We start from the raw sequence: 17,732 nt of genomic DNA on the forward strand, positions 1-17,732 counted from the left end.
CCATGACAGATGCAGGAAAAAACGCGGAAGTCGTCAGGTTGCGGTTCATGCTGGGCGTCAAACTGGCGGCCTTCAACCAGTTCGTGGCGGAACGACTCGGGCTGAGCGTCACTGATCTCAAGTGCCTGGAAGTCGCCTGTTACGACGAGGTTCAGCCCGTCACGCCGGGCCGCTTATCGAAGCTCATGCGGTTATCGCCGAGCAGCATTACGACGTCGCTCAAGCGCCTGGAAAAGGCAGGATTGATTAAACGGGAACCCGATCCTACCGACCGCAGGCGCGTTCTGTTGCGTTTCGTCTCGGGGCGTCGGCCGCTGATCAATGTCTGTTACGAGCAGGTGAATCGCAGTCTGGCCGAATTCGACAGCAAACTGGACAGCACGGAACGGGAGAGCATCAAGAAGTACCTTTCCGGACTCGTGCAGATTGTGGACGAATACCTGGAAGTGAACCAGATGGACTAATGGCCATCGACATTCACCGCGAACGCGAGTAGCCACTTCACGAGCAGCGCGAATTTTGCCGGGTACTCGGGGGCGGCGAGGTTGCCGATCGCTTCGATTCCCGCCGGCACGTCGCGCTTCCCCGCATGCCTGCGTCATCCCGGCCCGCGCTTTTCCTCGTTTTCCCCGCCGCTCGCGCTAAAATCACGACCTTTACCGCCTCTTTCGGCGCAGATGCGCCGTCCGATTTGCCTTGAGCGTACAAAAGATCCTGATCGTGCGCGTATCGTCGCTCGGCGACGTCGTCCACACCATGCCTGTCGTCGCCGACGTCCTGCGGCGGCACCCCGACGCGCAGATCGACTGGCTTGTCGAGGAAAGCTTCCAGTCACTCGTAGAACTCGTGCACGGCGTGCGCCGCGCGATCCCGTTCTCGCTGCGCCGCTGGCGCAAGCGCATCCTCTCGCCCACGAACTGGCGCGAGATCGGTGCATTTCGCCGCACGCTCGCCGCCGAAAAGTACGATCTCGTGATCGACTGCCAGGGCCTCATCAAGACGGCCTGGGTGGGGAGCTGGGCGCACGGGCCGCTCGTCGGCCTCGGCAACCGCACCGACGGCGCGGGCTACGAATGGCCCGTGCGCTACTTCTACGACCGCTCCGTGCATATCGAGCCGCGCACGCATGTGGTCGAGCGCTCGCGGCAACTGGTTGCGGCCGCACTGAACGAGCCGGCGCCGCCGCCCGCCGACGCAATCGACTTCGGCCTCGATACCGGGCGCGCCGCACAGGCGCTCGCGGGTGTCGGGCTGAACCTGCCGGTGCCCTATGTCGTGTTCGTGCACGCCACCTCGCGGGCCGACAAGCAATGGCCCGACGCGCACTGGATCGAACTCGGCCAGGCCCTGGTGCGGCGCGGCGTGTCGCTCGTGATGCCGTGGGGCAGCGATGCGGAGCGCGCGACGAGCGAGCGTCTTGCGCGCGAGTTCGGCGCCGCGGCCATCGTGCCGCCGAAGCTCGGGCTCGCTGCGGTCGTCGGCCTGATCGACGGCGCGGCGGCGACGGTGGGCGTCGATACGGGCCTCGTGCATATCGCGGCGGCGCTGAAGCGGCCGACCATCGAGTTGTACAATTTCGCCACCGCGTGGCGCACGGGCGGCTACTGGTCGCCGAATGTCGTCAATCTCGGCACGGCCGGGCAGCCGCCGACGCTCGCTCAGGTCAAGGCCGCGCTGGCGGGCTTCGGGCTGCTGTAGCCCGCACCGCGCGGGCGAAACGTGGCCGGGCGCCGCGGCTCAGGGCGCCCGGCCACGCGCTTTCTCCGGGGGATTGATTGCCGCGCAACGGGCGCATGAGGGTTCGTGCCCGACGTGCGCGCTGCGCCCTCGCGAGCGGTCTCCTGCAACGCGTTTTTGCGTGGCGCACGAGGCGCGCCCGCATCGTCACCTGGCCGGCTGATATCGCCGTGCAACTCCGGCTGTCACCATCGTGCAACCCGATCCATCACTTCGAGGGGCGACATGAAAGAATCGCAGATCGTCGAAATCGCTTCCGCCGACTGGCACGGCCAGCACCTTTCGCAGCCGCGCGAGACGCTGCTCGATGCCGTCGAGCAAGGCAAGGTGCTGTATTTCCCGAACCTGGCGTTTGCACTCGACAGCAGTGAGCGTTCGCTGCTCGATCCGGCCATTGCCGATCCCAGGCGCAAGAACATCAGTCTCGACCCGAACGGCGGCGCGCTGCACGGCGTGCTGGGCGAAGCGGCCGTGCAGTCCGCGGCGCGCGCGCTGATCGCGCGTTACCAGGCCTGCGCGCGCACGCTCGTCGACGGTCTCTTTCCCGAATACGCCGGCAAGCTGCGCGTCGCGCCGACGAGCCTGCGCCTGCATCGCGTGGAGACGCGTCAGACGTCGTGGCGCAAGGACGATTCGCGCCTGCACGTCGACGCGTTTCCGTCGCGTCCGAACTACGGCGAGCGCATCCTGCGCGTCTTCACGAACGTGAATCCCAATGGCGTGCCGCGCGTGTGGCGTGTGGGCGAGCCGTTCGAAGACATAGCCAGGCGTTTCTTGCCGAGAATCAAGCCGCAGGTGCCCGGCTCGGCGTGGCTGCAGCATCTGCTGCACATCACGAAGTCGCCGCGCAGTGCGTACGATCATCTGATGCTGAATCTGCACGACGGCATGAAGGCCGATCTCGATTATCAGAAGGCGTCGCCGCAGGAAAGCATCAGCTTTCCGCCTGGCAGCGTGTGGGTGTGTTTCTCCGATCACGCGTCGCATGCGGTGATGTCCGGCCAGTTCATGATGGAGCAGACCTTCTTCCTGCCCGCGAAGGACATGGTGCATCCGGACTGGGCGCCGCTCGGCATTCTCGAACGCCTCAAGGGCAAGGAACTGGTTTGAGCGCGTATTTTTCGATGTACACCCCGATGTGCTGCGTCACGTTGCCTTGCACGCGGCCGGAGGCCCGATGCTGAGGGCCATCTATCGCGCTGCCTGGTGGCTCGTCGCGCCGCTCGCAGTGTTGCGTCTCCTGATTCGTTCGCGCCGCGAGCACGGCTATCGCGAGCATATCGGCGAACGCTTTGGCCGCTCGGCCGGACGGCTGCCCGAGGACGACGCGCCGCTCATCTGGGTCCATGCCGTTTCGGTGGGCGAGACGCGCGCGGCGCAGCCGCTCGTCGATGCGCTCCTCGCCGCGCGTCCCGACGCGCGCATCCTGCTCACGCACATGACGCCCGGCGGGCGCGCGGCGGGCGTGCAACTGTTCGGCGAGCGCGTGCAGCGCTGCTATCTGCCGTACGACATGCCCCATACCGTGCGGCGCTTTTTGCGCGCTTGGCGTCCGTCGCTCGGCATCGTGATGGAAACCGAGGTCTGGCCCACGCTCATCGACGAATGCCGCCGCGCCGACGTGCCGCTCGTGCTCACCAATGCACGCATGTCCGCGCGCTCGTTCAGGCGTGCGGCGAAGTTCGGCGCGGCGGTGAAAGAGGTGTTCGGCGGCTTCGCGCGCGTGCTCGCGCAGAGCCCGACGGATGCTGAGCGCCTCACGGCGCTCGGTGCGCGCAACGTCGCGGTGCTCGGCAACCTGAAGTTCGACATGGCGAGCCCGCCCGGGCTCATCGCGCGCGGACGCGAATGGCGCCGTGCGATCGGCTCGCGGCCCGTGTGGGTCGCGGCGAGCACGCGTGAAGGCGAGGAAGAACGCGTGCTGCAGGCGTTTGCGGCGCTCGGCATCGACGACGCGCTGCTGATTCTCGTGCCGCGCCATCCGCAGCGTTTCGACGAAGTCGCGGCGCTCGTCGCGCGCAAGAATCTCAAGCTCGTGCGGCGCTCGCAATGGGCGGCCAGCGAGGCGCCGGCGGATGCGTCGGCGCACGGTGCGCCGCGCGCGCTGCCGCAGGACGTGAACGTGTTGCTCGGCGATTCGATGGGCGAGATGGGCGCGTATTACGCGGCTGCCGATCTTGCGTTCATCGGCGGGAGCCTGTTGCCGCTCGGCGGGCAGAACCTGATCGAGGCGTGCGCCGTGGGCGTGCCCGTGCTGATCGGCCCGCACGTGTTCAACTTCGCGCAGGCCACGACCGATGCGGTGGCAGCCGGTGCGGCGCTGCAGGTGCAGGATCCCGCCGGTCTCGCGCAGGCGCTCCATGAACTCTTCAAAGACAAGCCGCGCCGCGTGGCGATGGGCGCGGCGGGCGCTGCATTTGCGGCGCGTCATCGCGGAGCGACGGCGCGCACGGTCGATGTACTGACAACGTTGTTGCCCGAGCGCGCTTCTTCCGTCACGTCGCTCGATCTCTGAATCCACGGCTGGCGCGGCGTTCGTGTGCTGCCGCGCTGCGACCAGAAGGGCGAACCAGAAGGGCGCGCTGGCGCGGTCGCCGCCGGAATGAAAAAGGGCGCAGCAGACGCCGCGCCCTTCGTGGACAGCCTGGCGGGCGAAGGCCCGCCGCTGTCGTCAATGGGGCAACCCGGTCAGTAAGTCGGCACCTTGGGGTCGACTTCGCGCGACCACGCGTCGATGCCGCCTTGCAGGTTGAACACCTTCGTGAAGCCGCGCGATTCGAGGAACATCGCGACCGAAGCGCTACGTCTGCCGTGATGGCAGACGCAGACGATCGGCTCCTCGTCGTCGAGCTCTTCGCTGCGCGCGGGAATCTCGTTCATCGGAATCCACACGCAGCCCGCGATTTGCGCGGTCTCGATCTCCCACGGCTCGCGCACGTCGAGCAGCACGGGGGCTGCGCGCGATGTGTCGGCGAGCCAGGCGGCGAGGTCGGGAGCGTTCAGATTTTGCATGGGAAACGAGTCGATGCGAGTGCCGCAGTGCGCCGCGCGGGCCGTGAAACCCGGCGGCGCGGCACATGGTGTTTTGGAGCTTTGCCTTAGAACTTGAAGCGCGAAGGCTGGATGGCGTTCTGCAGCGCTTCGACGTAGGTTTCGAACACGCAGGCGATGCGGTATTGCTTTTCGTCGACGCGCGTGATGATCTGCGCTTCCATCACCGGCGCGGTGCCGACGAATGCCGCGAGGCGTCCGCCCACCTTCAGTTGTTCGAGCAGTTCCTGCGGCACGACCGGCAGGCCGCCCGAGACGCAGATCACGTCGTAGGGCGCGTTGGCGGCCCAGCCGCGTGCGCCGTCGCCGAGCTTGACTTCGGCGTTCAGCACGCCGTTCTTCGTGAAGTTCGCGCGGGCGAATTCAGCCAGTTCCGGGTCGATTTCGACCGTCAGCACCTGCAGTGCGCGATTCGCGAGCAGTGCCGCCATGTAGCCCGAACCCGTGCCGATTTCCAGCACGTTCTCGTGCTTCTTCACCGCGAGTTCCTGCAGGACGCGCGCTTCGACGCGCGGCGCCATCATGTGCTGGCCGTTGGGCAGCGGGATCTCGAGATCGGCGAAGGCGATGTCCGCGTAGACAGCCGGGACGAATTGCTCGCGCTTGACGATCGAAAGCAGGTTCAGGACGTCCAGGTCCAGCACGTCCCAGGGGCGGATCTGCTGTTCGATCATGTTGAAACGCGCTTGTTCGATGTTCATGGTGGTCGGCGTTATGGATTGGATTCGGAACAGGTAGCCCGGCCTGTGCGACTGATGCGCGGCGTTCGCGACGCCGCCGGAGCAGGGACGGGCAATCGCGAGATTGTACCAAAGCGCTCTGTCGGGGCGCCGCGCCAGCCGCAAGTGCGGGCGTTTGTGCCGCAGCCCGCTGCGGCGCTATGGCGGCGCGATGGTGGCGACAGGGCGGCGCTACGGCGGCGCTATAGCTCGTAGCTCTCGTGTTCGCCCTTGAGCGCCTGCTCGATCAGCTTGCGGGTCAGGCTCGGCGAGAGCAGCTCGACCAGGGTGTAGACGTAACTGCGCAGATACGCGCCCTGCTTGAGCGCGACGCGCGTGACGTTGCTGCCGAACAGGTGCCCGACGGGCACCGCGCGCAGATGGCGGTCGCGTTCGGCGTTGAACGCGATATCGGCCATGATGCCCACGCCCAGGCCCAGTTCGACGTAGGTCTTGATGACGTCGGCGTCGATGGCCTCCAGCACGATGTCGGGCGTGAGGCCGCGCAGGCGGAACGCCTCATTGACCTTGGCGCGGCCCGCAAAGGCGTTGTCGTAGGTGATCAGCGGAAATTGCGCCAGATCGTCGAGCGAGAGCGGCTTGCGTTCGAGCAGCGGGTGATCGGCCGGCATCACGGCCACGTGGTGCCACGCGAAGCAGGGCAGCGACACGAGGTCCTTGTAGCCCGCGATCGCTTCGGTTGCGACGGCGAGGTCGGCCTGGTCGTGGAGCACCATTTCCGCGACCTGGGTCGGGCTGCCTTGCAGGATCGACAGGTGGACCTTCGGAAAGCGCCGCTTGAACTCGGCGATGGCGGCGGGCAGCGAGTAGCGCGCCTGGGTGTGCGTGGCGGCGATGGTCAGGTTGCCCTGATCCTGTGCGGCGTAGTCCTTGCCGACGCGCTTGAGGCTTTCCACTTCCTGAAGAATGCGCTCGACCGAGGCGAGGATGATCCGGCCCGGCTCCGTGAGCGAGCGCACACGCTTGCCGTGGCGCGTGAAGATTTCGACCCCAAGCTCGTCCTCCAGCTCGATGATCGCTTTCGATACGCCCGGCTGGCTCGTATACAGCGCCTTGGCGGCCTCCGTGAGATTGAAATTCTGCCGGACAGCTTCGCGTACGAACCGGAACTGATGCAGGTTCATATATAACCCCTTGGCATATCAACCTAATTTTTAAGTCGTTTGAAATATAAGGCGAGTTTATTACGATTTTCCCAATTTTTCCAATTTGGATAGCTGTTTTGGTCATTAACGGGCAGGCGACCGGCACAACGGCACAGCGAAGCGCGCCGTAACGGAACCCGCCCCGAGCCAGGACAGAGCCAGCGTCGAAGCCTGAGCGCGCGGCACCAGCGCAACGCCGCGATTGCGACAACCTTGGGATCCCCGTATGTACCAATACGACCAGTACGACCAGACCATCGTCGACGAACGCGTTGAGCAGTATCGCGATCAGGTCCGCCGCCGCCTGTCGGGCGAATTGAGCGAAGAAGAATTCCGTCCGCTGCGTCTGCAGAACGGTTTGTACATGCAGCGCCACGCGTACATGCACCGCATCGCCGTGCCGTACGGCAACCTGCGCAGCGACCAGTTGCGCATGCTCGCGCGCATCGCCCGCGAGCATGACCGCGGCTACGGCCACTTCACGACGCGCACGAATATCCAGTACAACTGGATCAAGCTCGAAGAAACGCCGGAAATCCTCGCGAAGCTCGCTTCGGTGCAGATGCACGCGATCCAGACCTCCGGCAACGACATCCGCAACACCACCGCCGACCAGTTCGCCGGCGTCGCGCCCGACGAGATCGTCGACCCGCGTCCGTGGGCCGAAATCCTGCGCCAGTGGTCGACGTTCCACCCCGAATTCTCGTGGCTGCCGCGCAAGTTCAAGATCGCCGTGTGCGGCTCGAAGGAAGACCGCATCGCCGTGCAGATCCACGACCTCGGCGTGTATCTCGATCGCGACGCGAACGGCGAAGTCGTCGCGAGCATTCTCGCGGGCGGCGGCCTCGGCCGCACGCCGATCGTCGGCAAGATCATCAAGCGCGGTCTGCCGTGGCAACATCTGCTGACCTACTGCGAAGCCGTGCTGCGCGTGTACAACCGCTATGGCCGCCGCGACAACATGTTCAAGGCGCGCATCAAGATTCTCGTGAAGGCGCTCACGCCCGCGAAATTCGCGGAGCAGGTGGAAGAGGAGTGGCTGCACCTGAAGGACGGTCCGTCGACGCTTACGCAGGACGAACTCGACCGCGTGTCGCAATACTTCGTGCCGCCCGCGTATGAAAAGCTCGCGGATACCGACGCTTCCTACGAAAAGCATCTGCTGGAGAACCGCGGTTTCGCGCGCTGGGTCGAGCGCAACGTGCGCACTCACCGCGTGGCGGGCTACGCCTCGGTGACGCTGTCGCTCAAGTTCCCCGGCGTCGCGCCGGGCGACGCCACCGACAAGCAGATGGAAGCCGTGGCCGACTGGGCCGATGAATACTCGTTCGGCGAGATCCGCGTGTCGCACGAGCAGAACCTGATTCTCGCCGACGTCAAGAAGCGCGACCTCTTCGCCGTCTGGGAAAAGGCGAAGGCGGCGCGTTTCGCGACGCCGACCATCGGTTTGCTGACCGACATCATCGCGTGCCCGGGCGGCGATTTCTGCTCGCTCGCGAATGCGAAGTCGATCCCGATCGCGCTGGCCATCCAGGACCGCTTCGACGATCTCGACTACGTCTACGACCTCGGCGACCTGTCGCTGAACATCTCGGGCTGCATCAACTCGTGCGGTCACCATCACGTCGCCAACATCGGCATTCTCGGCGTCGACAAGGACGGAGCGGAGTGGTACCAGGTTTCGCTCGGCGGCGAGCAGGGCATGGGCGCGCGCCTTGGCCGTGTGATCGGCCCGTCGTTCTCGGCAGAGGAGATGCCGGACGTCGTGCAGAGAATCATCGATACGTTCGTTGAGAACCGTATCGACGGCGAGCGTTTCAGCGACACCTTCGACCGCATCGGCATCGCGCCCTTCAAGGCGCGCGTGTACGCATCGCACCAGCCGGCCCACGCCTGAACCGCAAGCAGCGAGGATTGAGTTTCATGAATCTGATCATCAAGAACCGCGCGATTGTCGAAGACGACTGGAATGTCGTGCGCCCCGCCGAAGACGGCACGCTGCCCGCAGTCGACGCGCTGCCCGCGGGCAAGGTCATCGTGCCGCTGGCGTTGTGGCAGGCGGAGCGCGCTGCGCTCGTCGCCGCGAAGTCGCGCGACGAACTCGGCGTGTGGCTCGCGGCGAATAGCGAACCGGCCGACATTGCCGCCGACTTCGACCAGCTTGCGCTGATCGCGGTCGATTTTCCGGTGTTCCGCGACGGCCGCGGCTTTTCGATCGGGCGTCTGTTGCGCGAGCGCTTCGGCTACAAGGGCGAACTGCGCGCGATCGGCGACGTGCTGCGCGACCAGCTGCGCTTTCACGAGCGCTGCGGCTTCGATGCGTACGCCGTGCGCGCGGACAAGGACATCCAAGACGCGCTGAAGGCGTTCACCGAGTTCACCGTGCAGTATCAGGGCGCGTTCGACGAGCCGTCGCCGCTCTTTCGCCGTCGCGCTGCGCTGCAGGCACAAGCGGCACAAGCCACACAAGCCGCACAACCGGGTGGTGCTGCATGAGTACCGTCGCGAAGGAAATCACGCCTGACTTGCAGGCGAAGGTCGAGCGCCTCGATGCGCTGCTCGATTCGATCGCGGCGCGCCACGCGAACGTGAAGCTCGCGAGCAGCCTCGCCGCCGAAGATATGTTGCTCACGCACGCAATTCTTTCGCGCGGCGTGAAGATCGGGATCTTCTCGCTGAATACGGGCCGCCTGCATGCAGAAACGCTCGGCATGATCGATCGCGTGCGCGAGCGCTACGGCTACGAGATCGAGCAGTTTCACCCGCAGCAGGATGCGGTCGACGAATACGTCGCAAGGCATGGCCTGAACGCGTTCTATGAAAGCGTCGAGCTTCGCAAGCGTTGCTGCGAGATCCGCAAGGTCGAGCCGTTGAACCGCGCGCTCGCGGACGTCTCCGCGTGGGTTACGGGCCAGCGCCGCGAACAGTCGGTCACGCGCTCTGAGCTGCACGAAGAAGAGCAGGACAACGCGCGCGGCATCGCCAAGTTCAATCCGCTTGCGGACTGGAGCGAAGCCGAAGTCTGGGCCTATGTGCGCGCGTTCGACGTGCCCGAGAACCCGCTGCACGCACGCGGCTACCCGAGCATCGGCTGCGAGCCGTGCACGCGCGCGGTGCGCCCGGGCGAAGACAGCCGTGCGGGCCGCTGGTGGTGGGAGTCGCGCGATACGAAAGAGTGCGGGCTGCACATCACGTCGGTTTCCGCGATTCCGGTCGTGGCCGCGTCGCCCGTCGAACGTGCGGGTTGATTTCAAAAGCAATGCCAAAAGCTGGCGCGCCTCAGGGTGCGTCGTCGAAAAGCAAGAAGTGCGCGCCGAATTTTTTCGGCGCGATAATCGAAGGATCTCACCATGAGCACGACGCTCGATTCCACCGTGAACGCGCCGCTTCAAGTCACCGCGAACCGCATGGACCATCTCGACTGGCTGGAAGCCGAGTCGATCCACATCCTGCGCGAACTGGTCGCCGAATGCAGCAAGCCGGCGCTGCTCTTTTCGGGCGGCAAGGATTCGGTGGTCGTGCTTGCGCTCGCATTGAAGGCGTTCGGCCTCGGCGCGAACCGCAAGACCGCGCTGCCGTTTCCGCTCGTGCACATCGACACGGGCCACAACTATGACGAAGTGATCGACTTCCGCGACCGCCGTGCCGCCGAAATCGGCGCGCAACTCGTGGTCGGTCACGTCGAAGATTCGATCAAGCGCGGCACCGTGCGCCTGCGCCGCGAAACGGATTCGCGCAACGCCGCGCAAGCGGTCACGCTGCTCGAAACGATCGAGCAATACGGCTATACGGCGATGATCGGCGGCGCGCGCCGCGACGAAGAAAAGGCCCGTGCGAAGGAGCGCATCTTCTCGTTTCGCGACGAATTCGGCCAGTGGGACCCGAAAGCGCAGCGCCCGGAACTCTGGAGCCTCTACAACGCGCGCCTGCACAAGGGCGAGCACCTGCGCGTCTTCCCGATTTCGAACTGGACCGAACTCGACATCTGGCAGTACATCGCACGCGAGAACCTCGAACTGCCGTCGATCTACTACGCGCATGACCGCGAGATCGTGCGCCGCAACGGCCTGCTCGTGCCGGTCACGCCGCTCACGCCGATGAAGGAAGGCGAGACGAGCGAAACGGCGTGCGTGCGCTTTCGCACGGTGGGCGACATCAGCTGCACGTGCCCGGTCGAAAGCGACGCGGACGACGTCGAGAAGATCATCGCCGAAACGGCCGTGACGGAAATCACGGAGCGCGGCGCGACGCGCATGGACGATCAGGCGTCCGAGGCCGCGATGGAACAGCGCAAGAAGCAAGGTTATTTCTAAGCACGACGTGTACGCATAGGACGAGGACAGATCACATGGGCCGCATCGAACAACCCGCGCATCAACCAGAAGATCTCGGCGTGCTGCGCTTCATCACGGCAGGCAGCGTCGACGACGGCAAGAGCACGCTGATCGGCCGCCTGCTGTACGACAGCAAGGCCGTGCTTTCGGACCAGCTTTCGGCGCTCTCGCGCGCGAAGAACAAGCGCACCGTCGGCGACGAAATCGACCTGTCGCTGCTCACGGACGGCCTCGAAGCCGAGCGCGAGCAGGGCATCACGATCGACGTGGCGTACCGCTATTTCGCCACGGCGCGGCGCAAGTTCATCATCGCCGATACGCCGGGCCACGAGCAGTACACGCGCAACATGGTGACGGGCGCCTCGACGGCGCACGCGGCGATCGTCCTGATCGACGCCACGCGCGTGACGGTCGAGAATGGCGTGACGCAACTGCTGCCGCAGACCAAGCGCCACAGCGCGATCGTGAAGCTGCTCGGCCTGCAGCATGTGATCGTCGCGATCAACAAGATGGACCTCGTCGACTACAGCGAAGCGGTGTTCGACCAGATCCGCGATGCCTACGTCGCGCTCGCACGTCAGCTCGGCCTCGACAACGTGCGCTTCGTGCCGGTCTCGGCGCTCAAGGGCGACAACATCGTCCTCGCGAGCGAGCGCATGCCGTGGTACGCGGAAGCGCCGCTTCTCGACGTGCTGGAATCGCTGCCGGTCGGCCAGGCCGCGGGCGATGCGCTGCGCTTTCCGGTGCAGTGGGTCGCGCGCCAGGATGGTTCGAGCGCGGACGACTTCCGCGGCTACATGGGCCGCGTCGAAGCGGGCGAAGTGAAGCTCGGCGATGCGATCACGGTGCTGCCGGCGGGCCGCCAGGCCACGGTCGTCGAGATCATCGCGCCGGTGCCGGGCGGCACGGCGCAGGTCGACCGCGCGTTTGCGGGCCAGACGGTCACGCTGCGCCTCGGCGAAGACGTGGACGTTTCGCGCGGCGACACCTTCGTGACGGCCACCGACGCCGTCCAGCCGGCGAAAAAGCTCGAAGCCGACCTCTGCTGGTTCGACGACGAGCCGCTGTCGACGCAGCGCAAGTACCTGCTCAAGCAGACCACGAACACCGTGTTCGCGAAGATCGGCGCGATCAAGCAGGTGCTCGACGTGCACACGCTCTCGCACGCGACCGACCGTCACGGTCTGGCGATGAACGACATCGGCCGCGTCGCGCTCACGCTGCAAAAGCCGCTCGTGTGCGACCCGTATGACGCGCATCCCGGCACGGGCGCCTTCGTCCTTATTGACGAAGCCACGCATCACACTGTCGCAGCAGGTATGATCAGGGCATTCTCCGACTGAGTGCGGAGGCGCGCGAACGCGTCAACGGGAGACACGAAGCTCATGGGCAAGGTTTATCTGATCGGAGCAGGCCCCGGCGCGGCGGACCTCATCACGGTCCGCGGCGCGCGGCTGCTCGCCGTGGCGGACGTCGTGCTGCACGACGCGCTCGTCGAGCCGGAGATGCTCGAACTCGCGCCGAAAGAGGCGAAGTTCATCGCGGTGGGCAAGCGCTGCAGACAGCGCTCCACGGCGCAGCACTTCATCAACAAACAGCTTGTCGATGCAGCGCGCACGCACGCCGTGGTCGTGCGCCTGAAGGGCGGCGATCCGATGCTGTTCGGCCGGGCGGACGAAGAGATGCGCGCGCTCGAAGCGGCGGGCGTCGAATACGAGATCGTGCCGGGGATCACGGCGGCGCTCGCGAGCGCGGCGGCGCTGCGCCGTTCGCTCACGCTGCGCGGCGTGGCGCGCAGCGTTGCGCTCGCAACGTACTCGCGCGCACCCGATTCCGCCGAAATCCGTGAGCGGGTCAATGCCGATTCGCTTGTCTTCTACATGGGCCGCGACAGCGCGCCGGACATCGCGCGCGAACTGATCGAGGCGGGCCGCGCGGGCTCGACGCCCGTGGGGATCGTCGAAGCGTGCAGCACGCCGCGCGAGCGCACGCTCACGCTCACGCTGGCGGCGCTGGCGGCGGGCGAAGCGCAGGACTGGCTCGATGCGTCGCAGCCGAGTCTTTTGATGATCGGCGAAGCGTTTGCGGCGCGGGCCGGTCAGGCCGATGAGACCGGGCTGACAGCCGGGCAGACGCAAGGCCGACGCGCGGCTGCATAAGTCGCAAGAAACATCGCAGGGAAATAGCAAGGGGCGCATGATGCGCCCCTTCTTCATTCCGCTGCGCCGTGGCGCCTGGTGCTCAATCCGGCGCCGCCTCGGCCGCCAGACAATACCGCACCACCGCATCCAGTACGGCGTCGTCCTCGCCGACCGCGCCAGCGCAGCGCAACTGCACCTCGGGATGCGCGGCCTGGCAGCGCGCGACGATCTCGGGCAGATCGCGCCGCACATGGCCGCCCTGACCGAAGAACACCGGCACGACCAGGATCGACTCGCAGCCCGCAGCCGCCTGCGTCGCGACGGCGGCGGGAAGATCGGGTGTCATGAGTTCGAGGAAGGCGAGGCCGACCGGGCCTGCGTCGCCGCGCGCGGCGGCGAGCTTCGCGGCGAGCCGCGCGAACGGCTCTTTCCAGCGCGCATCGCGCGCGCCGTGGCCGAAGAGGATCATGCCGTGCTTGCCCATCGTCGCGAATCTCAGTGAAGTTTCAGCGAAGTTTCAGCGCAGTTTCAATAACGACGCGCCCGGAGGTGCAGGGCGCATCGGCGCCGGGCGCAACGAAAAGCCGCGCCGGCGTCAGTGCCGGTCGACCCATTTCAGGCCGATGAGCCCGAGCGCGAGATAGATGAGGCCGGGTGTCGCCGCCGTGAGCGGCGCGGGCCACGTGTTCAGTGTACCCACGTGCGAGAACAGCGTATTGATGAGCTGGAAGCTCATGCCGAGCATGATCCCGCCGAACACTTTCACGCCCACCACGCCCGCGCGCGTATGCAGATACGCGAACGGAAGCGAAAGCACGAGCATCACGAACACGGCGAACGGGTAGAGCAGCTTGCGCCAGAACGCGATCTCATAGCGCTGCGTGTCCTGATGGTTCTCGCTCAAATGCTGGATGTAGCGGAACAGGTTGAACATCGACATGCGGTCCGGCGATACGAGCAGCACCGAGAGGATCTGCGGCGTAAGCTCCGAGCGCAGCGAATATTCGGGCACCGTGGACTGTTCGGCGCGATAGACCGGATTGAGCGCGTCTGCGGGCACGTTGGCCGGCGGCGGCACGCCGATGAGCTGCGTGTCGGTGACGTCCTTGAGCAGCCAGTGACCCGGCGGCTGAAAGGTGCCCGACTTCGCGAGCCGCACGTTCGAGAGCCGGAACTGCGAGTCGAATTCGTAGATGCGCACGTTGGTGATCGTCGCGTCGGGCTGCAGCTCGCCGACATTCACGAAGCGCGTGACCTGCTCGCCATCGGCGCGCGCGGTCAGCGTGTCCTTGACCCAGACCCCCGACTTGAAGTCGCTGGATACCGCCGAGCCCAGCGCTTCGAGGCGCACGCGCTCCGAAAGCTGATCCGTGTACGGCCCGACCACTTCGCCGATCAGATAGGTCATGAATACGAGCGGAATGCCGATCTTGAGCAGCGAGCGGAGCGCCTGGCCCGTTGCGAGACCCGATACGCGGAAGATCGTGTATTCGGAGTTCGCGGCCATCTGCGCGAACACATAGATCGCGCTGATGAGCGCTGCGACCGGAATGATTTCGTAGAAGCGTGACGGCGACTGCAGCGCGACGCGCAGCACGGCGTAGCTGAACTTGTAGTTGCCCTGGCCGACCGTATTGAGCTCGTTGATCAGGTCGAAGAAGAAGAACAGACCCGAGAACGCGAACAGGATGAAGATGAACGACAGGTAGACCTGCCGCGCAAAATATTTTTCGTAGATGCGCATCGGTCAGCTCTCCTGGGCGGCGCGCCGGAACATCGCGCGTGTAAAGAGCGGCCGGTTGCGCACGCGCAGCCAGAAGATGAACACGACGAGCGCGAACACCACGATATGCAGCGCCACGAGACCGAAGCCGAACGACATCTTGCCCTGCTCGATCTGCGATTGCACGACGTTGAGCAGGTTCGAATAGGTCAGGTAGATCAGCACGGCCATCACGAGGTTGATGGTGCGGCTGCGGCGCGGATTCTGGTAAGCGAGCGGAATGGCGAGCAGCATCAGGTTGATCGCGATGAGCGGCAGGCCGGCGCGCCAGGCGAGTTCGCCGAGGTTGGAGTCGGTCGGATGGCGCACCAGGCCGAGCGTCGACGTCGTGCTCGCCGAGGGCGCCGAGACCACGGGCTGGCTCTGGATCTTCACGCCGTAGCGCTGGAACTCCGTAATGCGAAAGTCGGGATGGCCCGGTTCGCCGTCGTAGCGGCGGCCGTTTTCGAGCACGACGAAGCGGTCGCCGTTCTTGAGGGTTTCGGTATGGCCGGTGCGCGAGACGATGACGTTGACCTTGCCGTTTTCCGTGCTCGTGACGAACACGTTTTCGACGCGCCCCTGGTCGGGGCTCATGTTCTCGATGAAGAACACGCGATGCGTGGTGGGCGACTCGCGGAACTGGCCGGGCGCGAGCAGCGACACTTCGTCGCGCTGCTGAAAACGTGCGCGGATCAGCTTGCTCTGGGCGTTCGACCACGGCCAGCCGACGAAGGCGAAGAACACGATCAGAATGATGATCGGCGCGGCGAACATGCCGACCGGCTTGATGAGGCGCGTGAGGCTCACCCCGGAGGAGAGCCACACGACCATTTCGGAGTCTTTGTACCAGCGCGTGAGCACGAAGAGGATCGACACGAACAACGTGACGATGAGCATCACGGCCAGGTAGCCGATCACGGTCAGCCCGATCAGGACCAGCACGTCGCGCGGGTCGATCTGGCCAGACGCGGCGAAGCCGACGATGCGGATCATCATCGTCGTCAGCATGATCGTGAGCAGAACCATGAACACGGCGCCGGCCGTGTACGCGAGTTCTCGCTGCAGGGAACGTTCGAAGATCATTCTAGAAGGACACAGCAGTCGGCCAGCGCCGGACGGCGCTCACCTGGCACACCCGTGGCACACCCGAGGCTTACCCCAGGCACACCCGGCGAGGAGCCGCCGCGGGAAAAATAGCGGATAATTGCGGCTTTCATCCTAAGCCCTGATTTTATCCGAGGACAAGCGCGATGGACTTTAGCATAAAAGCCTGTGATTGGAGCAAAGGCACAGAGGCGTCGTTCCTGACCGGCAAATCGGATTGCGTCGTGATAGGCGTATTCGAGGCGCAAACCCTTTCGGGCGCGGCGTTCACCATCGACAACGCGATTGGCGGCACGATTTCGCGCGTCATCAAGGCCGGCGACATGGACGGCAAAGCCGGCTCCACGCTGTTCCTGCCCGAAGTGGGGGGGATCGGCGCGTCGCGGGTGCTGCTGGTCGGTCTTGGCAAGCAGGATGCGTTCGGCCAGAAAGCCTATGGCGAGGCCGTCAAGGCGGCCTGGCGCGCCATCCTCGGAACCAAGATTGCTCAGACCACGTTCACGCTTGCGCAATTGCCGGTCAAGGAGCGTGCGAGCGACTGGGCGGTGCGCGCCGCGATCCTCGCACTGCGCGGCGAGGCTTATCGCTTCACGCAGATGAAGAGCAAGCCGGATACGACGGTGCGCTCGCTCAAGCGCATCGTGTTCAGCGTCGACGCCGCCGATGAAAAGCCCGCGCGCCTCGCTGCGAAGCAGGGCACGGCAATTGCGAATGGCATGGATCTCACGCGCGACCTCGGCAATTTGCCGGGCAACGTCTGCACACCGACGTATCTCGCGGCCACTGCGAAGAAGCTCGCGCGCGACTGGACGCTCAAGGTCGAAGTGCTCGGCCAGCGCCAGATCGAGGCGCTCAAGATGGGCGCGTTCCTTTCGGTGACGAAAGGAACCGTCGAGCCGCCGCAGTTCATCGTGCTGCGCTATCAGGGCGCGAGCGCGAAGGCCGCGCCGGTCGTGCTGGTCGGCAAGGGCATTACGTTCGATACGGGCGGCATTTCGCTCAAACCCGGCGAAGGCATGGACGAGATGAAGTACGACATGTGCGGCGCGGGCTCGGTGCTGGGCACGATCCGTGCTGTTGCCGAAATGGGCCTGAAACTCAATGTGATCGGCATCATCCCGACCTGCGAGAACATGCCCTCGGGCCTGGCGACGAAGCCGGGCGACGTCGTTACAACGATGGCGGGCTTGACCGTCGAGGTGCTCAACACCGACGCCGAAGGCCGTCTGATCCTGTGCGACGCGCTCACCTATGCCGAACGCTTCAAGCCGGCTGCCGTGATCGACATCGCCACGCTGACCGGTGCGTGCATCATCGCGCTCGGCCATCACAACAGCGGTCTGTTTTCGAAGGACGATGCGCTCGCGGGCGAGTTGCTCGATGCGTCGCGCGAAGCGGACGATCCGGCCTGGCGCCTGCCGCTCGACGACGAGTATCAGGATCAGCTGAAGTCGAATTTCGCCGACCTCGCCAACATCGGCGGGCGTCCGGCGGGCAGCGTGACCGCGGCGTGCTTCCTGTCGCGCTTCACGGAACGCTATTCGTGGGCGCACCTCGATATCGCGGGCACGGCCTGGAAGAGCGGTGCGGCGAAGGGGGCGACGGGCCGTCCGGTGCCGCTGCTTGCGCAGTTCCTGATCGACCGCGCGGCGCAATGAGTTTGACTGGAGCGGCTGTGGGTATGTGGGGGCGTGAAGGACGGGCTAACGCGGCAA

General features: G+C 65.4%; 17 protein-coding genes. 11 read left to right on the forward strand and 6 right to left on the reverse strand.

Annotated elements, in window-relative coordinates; translation table 11 throughout:
* Positions 1-2 precede the first annotated feature (2 nt).
* The 4 genes from Q0L30_RS15275 to waaA all read left to right on the forward strand — a co-directional run bounded on the left by Q0L30_RS15275 (position 3) and on the right by waaA (position 4,252).
* Complete coding sequence (locus tag Q0L30_RS15275) at positions 3-464, forward strand: MarR family transcriptional regulator (protein ID WP_296657851.1); 462 nt, start codon at positions 3-5, stop codon at positions 462-464.
* A gap of 232 nt (positions 465-696) precedes the next feature.
* Positions 697-1,698, forward strand: a complete 1,002-nt coding sequence (gene waaC / locus Q0L30_RS15280; protein ID WP_367277832.1) for a lipopolysaccharide heptosyltransferase I — start codon at positions 697-699, stop codon at positions 1,696-1,698.
* Positions 1,699-1,962: 264 nt separating this feature from the next.
* Positions 1,963-2,847: a Kdo hydroxylase family protein gene (locus Q0L30_RS15285; RefSeq protein WP_296657853.1), complete on the forward strand. Its 885-nt coding sequence runs from the start codon at positions 1,963-1,965 to the stop codon at positions 2,845-2,847.
* A 67-nt stretch (positions 2,848-2,914) separates the two neighbouring features.
* A complete protein-coding gene (waaA, locus tag Q0L30_RS15290; protein ID WP_296657855.1) occupies positions 2,915-4,252 on the forward strand; it encodes a lipid IV(A) 3-deoxy-D-manno-octulosonic acid transferase in 1,338 nt (445 codons plus the stop codon).
* Between the two features lie 173 nt (positions 4,253-4,425).
* Here waaA and Q0L30_RS15295 read toward each other — a convergent pair whose 3' ends face one another.
* From Q0L30_RS15295 to Q0L30_RS15305, 3 genes are all read right to left on the reverse strand, one after another.
* The gene (locus Q0L30_RS15295) at positions 4,426-4,749 is read right to left on the reverse strand and encodes a rhodanese-like domain-containing protein (protein ID WP_296657858.1); all 324 of its coding nucleotides are present in this window, start codon (positions 4,747-4,749) and stop codon (positions 4,426-4,428) included.
* Between the two features lie 86 nt (positions 4,750-4,835).
* Positions 4,836-5,489, reverse strand: a complete 654-nt coding sequence (locus Q0L30_RS15300) for a protein-L-isoaspartate O-methyltransferase (protein WP_296657860.1) — start codon at positions 5,487-5,489, stop codon at positions 4,836-4,838.
* A gap of 221 nt (positions 5,490-5,710) precedes the next feature.
* A complete protein-coding gene (locus Q0L30_RS15305; protein WP_296657863.1) occupies positions 5,711-6,652 on the reverse strand; it encodes a CysB family HTH-type transcriptional regulator in 942 nt (313 codons plus the stop codon).
* A 247-nt stretch (positions 6,653-6,899) separates the two neighbouring features.
* On the opposite strand from Q0L30_RS15305, the gene Q0L30_RS15310 reads away from it, so the two are divergent.
* From Q0L30_RS15310 to cobA, 6 genes are all read left to right on the forward strand, one after another.
* Entirely contained in the window at positions 6,900-8,570 is a 1,671-nt protein-coding gene (locus tag Q0L30_RS15310) for a nitrite/sulfite reductase (protein ID WP_296657866.1), read from the forward strand.
* A 26-nt stretch (positions 8,571-8,596) separates the two neighbouring features.
* On the forward strand, positions 8,597-9,169 hold the full coding sequence (locus tag Q0L30_RS15315) for a DUF934 domain-containing protein (RefSeq protein ID WP_296657868.1): 573 nt from the start codon (positions 8,597-8,599) through the stop codon (positions 9,167-9,169).
* Complete coding sequence (locus Q0L30_RS15320) at positions 9,166-9,921, forward strand: phosphoadenylyl-sulfate reductase (protein ID WP_296657870.1); 756 nt, start codon at positions 9,166-9,168, stop codon at positions 9,919-9,921. The genes Q0L30_RS15315 and Q0L30_RS15320 overlap by 4 nt, the downstream gene beginning before the upstream one ends.
* Before the next feature lie 102 nt (positions 9,922-10,023).
* Positions 10,024-10,986 (forward strand): sulfate adenylyltransferase subunit CysD, encoded by a 963-nt coding sequence (gene cysD / locus Q0L30_RS15325; protein WP_296657872.1) that lies wholly within the window; start codon positions 10,024-10,026, stop codon positions 10,984-10,986.
* A 35-nt stretch (positions 10,987-11,021) separates the two neighbouring features.
* Positions 11,022-12,350, forward strand: a complete 1,329-nt coding sequence (locus tag Q0L30_RS15330; RefSeq protein ID WP_296657875.1) for a GTP-binding protein — start codon at positions 11,022-11,024, stop codon at positions 12,348-12,350.
* A gap of 42 nt (positions 12,351-12,392) precedes the next feature.
* Positions 12,393-13,166 (forward strand): uroporphyrinogen-III C-methyltransferase, encoded by a 774-nt coding sequence (gene cobA, locus Q0L30_RS15335; RefSeq protein ID WP_296657877.1) that lies wholly within the window; start codon positions 12,393-12,395, stop codon positions 13,164-13,166.
* Positions 13,167-13,248: 82 nt separating this feature from the next.
* Here cobA and Q0L30_RS15340 read toward each other — a convergent pair whose 3' ends face one another.
* From Q0L30_RS15340 to lptF, 3 genes are all read right to left on the reverse strand, one after another.
* Positions 13,249-13,632: a sirohydrochlorin chelatase gene (locus Q0L30_RS15340; RefSeq protein WP_296657879.1), complete on the reverse strand. Its 384-nt coding sequence runs from the start codon at positions 13,630-13,632 to the stop codon at positions 13,249-13,251.
* Positions 13,633-13,743: 111 nt separating this feature from the next.
* On the reverse strand, positions 13,744-14,892 hold the full coding sequence (gene lptG / locus Q0L30_RS15345) for an LPS export ABC transporter permease LptG (RefSeq protein ID WP_296657882.1): 1,149 nt from the start codon (positions 14,890-14,892) through the stop codon (positions 13,744-13,746).
* Between the two features lie 3 nt (positions 14,893-14,895).
* The gene (gene lptF, locus Q0L30_RS15350; protein ID WP_296657886.1) at positions 14,896-15,996 is read right to left on the reverse strand and encodes an LPS export ABC transporter permease LptF; all 1,101 of its coding nucleotides are present in this window, start codon (positions 15,994-15,996) and stop codon (positions 14,896-14,898) included.
* A 167-nt stretch (positions 15,997-16,163) separates the two neighbouring features.
* On the opposite strand from lptF, the gene Q0L30_RS15355 reads away from it, so the two are divergent.
* Complete coding sequence (locus Q0L30_RS15355) at positions 16,164-17,675, forward strand: leucyl aminopeptidase (protein WP_296657888.1); 1,512 nt, start codon at positions 16,164-16,166, stop codon at positions 17,673-17,675.
* The last annotated feature ends 57 nt before the right edge of the window (positions 17,676-17,732 follow it).

This window comes from Paraburkholderia sp. (genome assembly GCF_024281035.1).
Classification (GTDB): domain Bacteria; phylum Pseudomonadota; class Gammaproteobacteria; order Burkholderiales; family Burkholderiaceae; genus Paraburkholderia.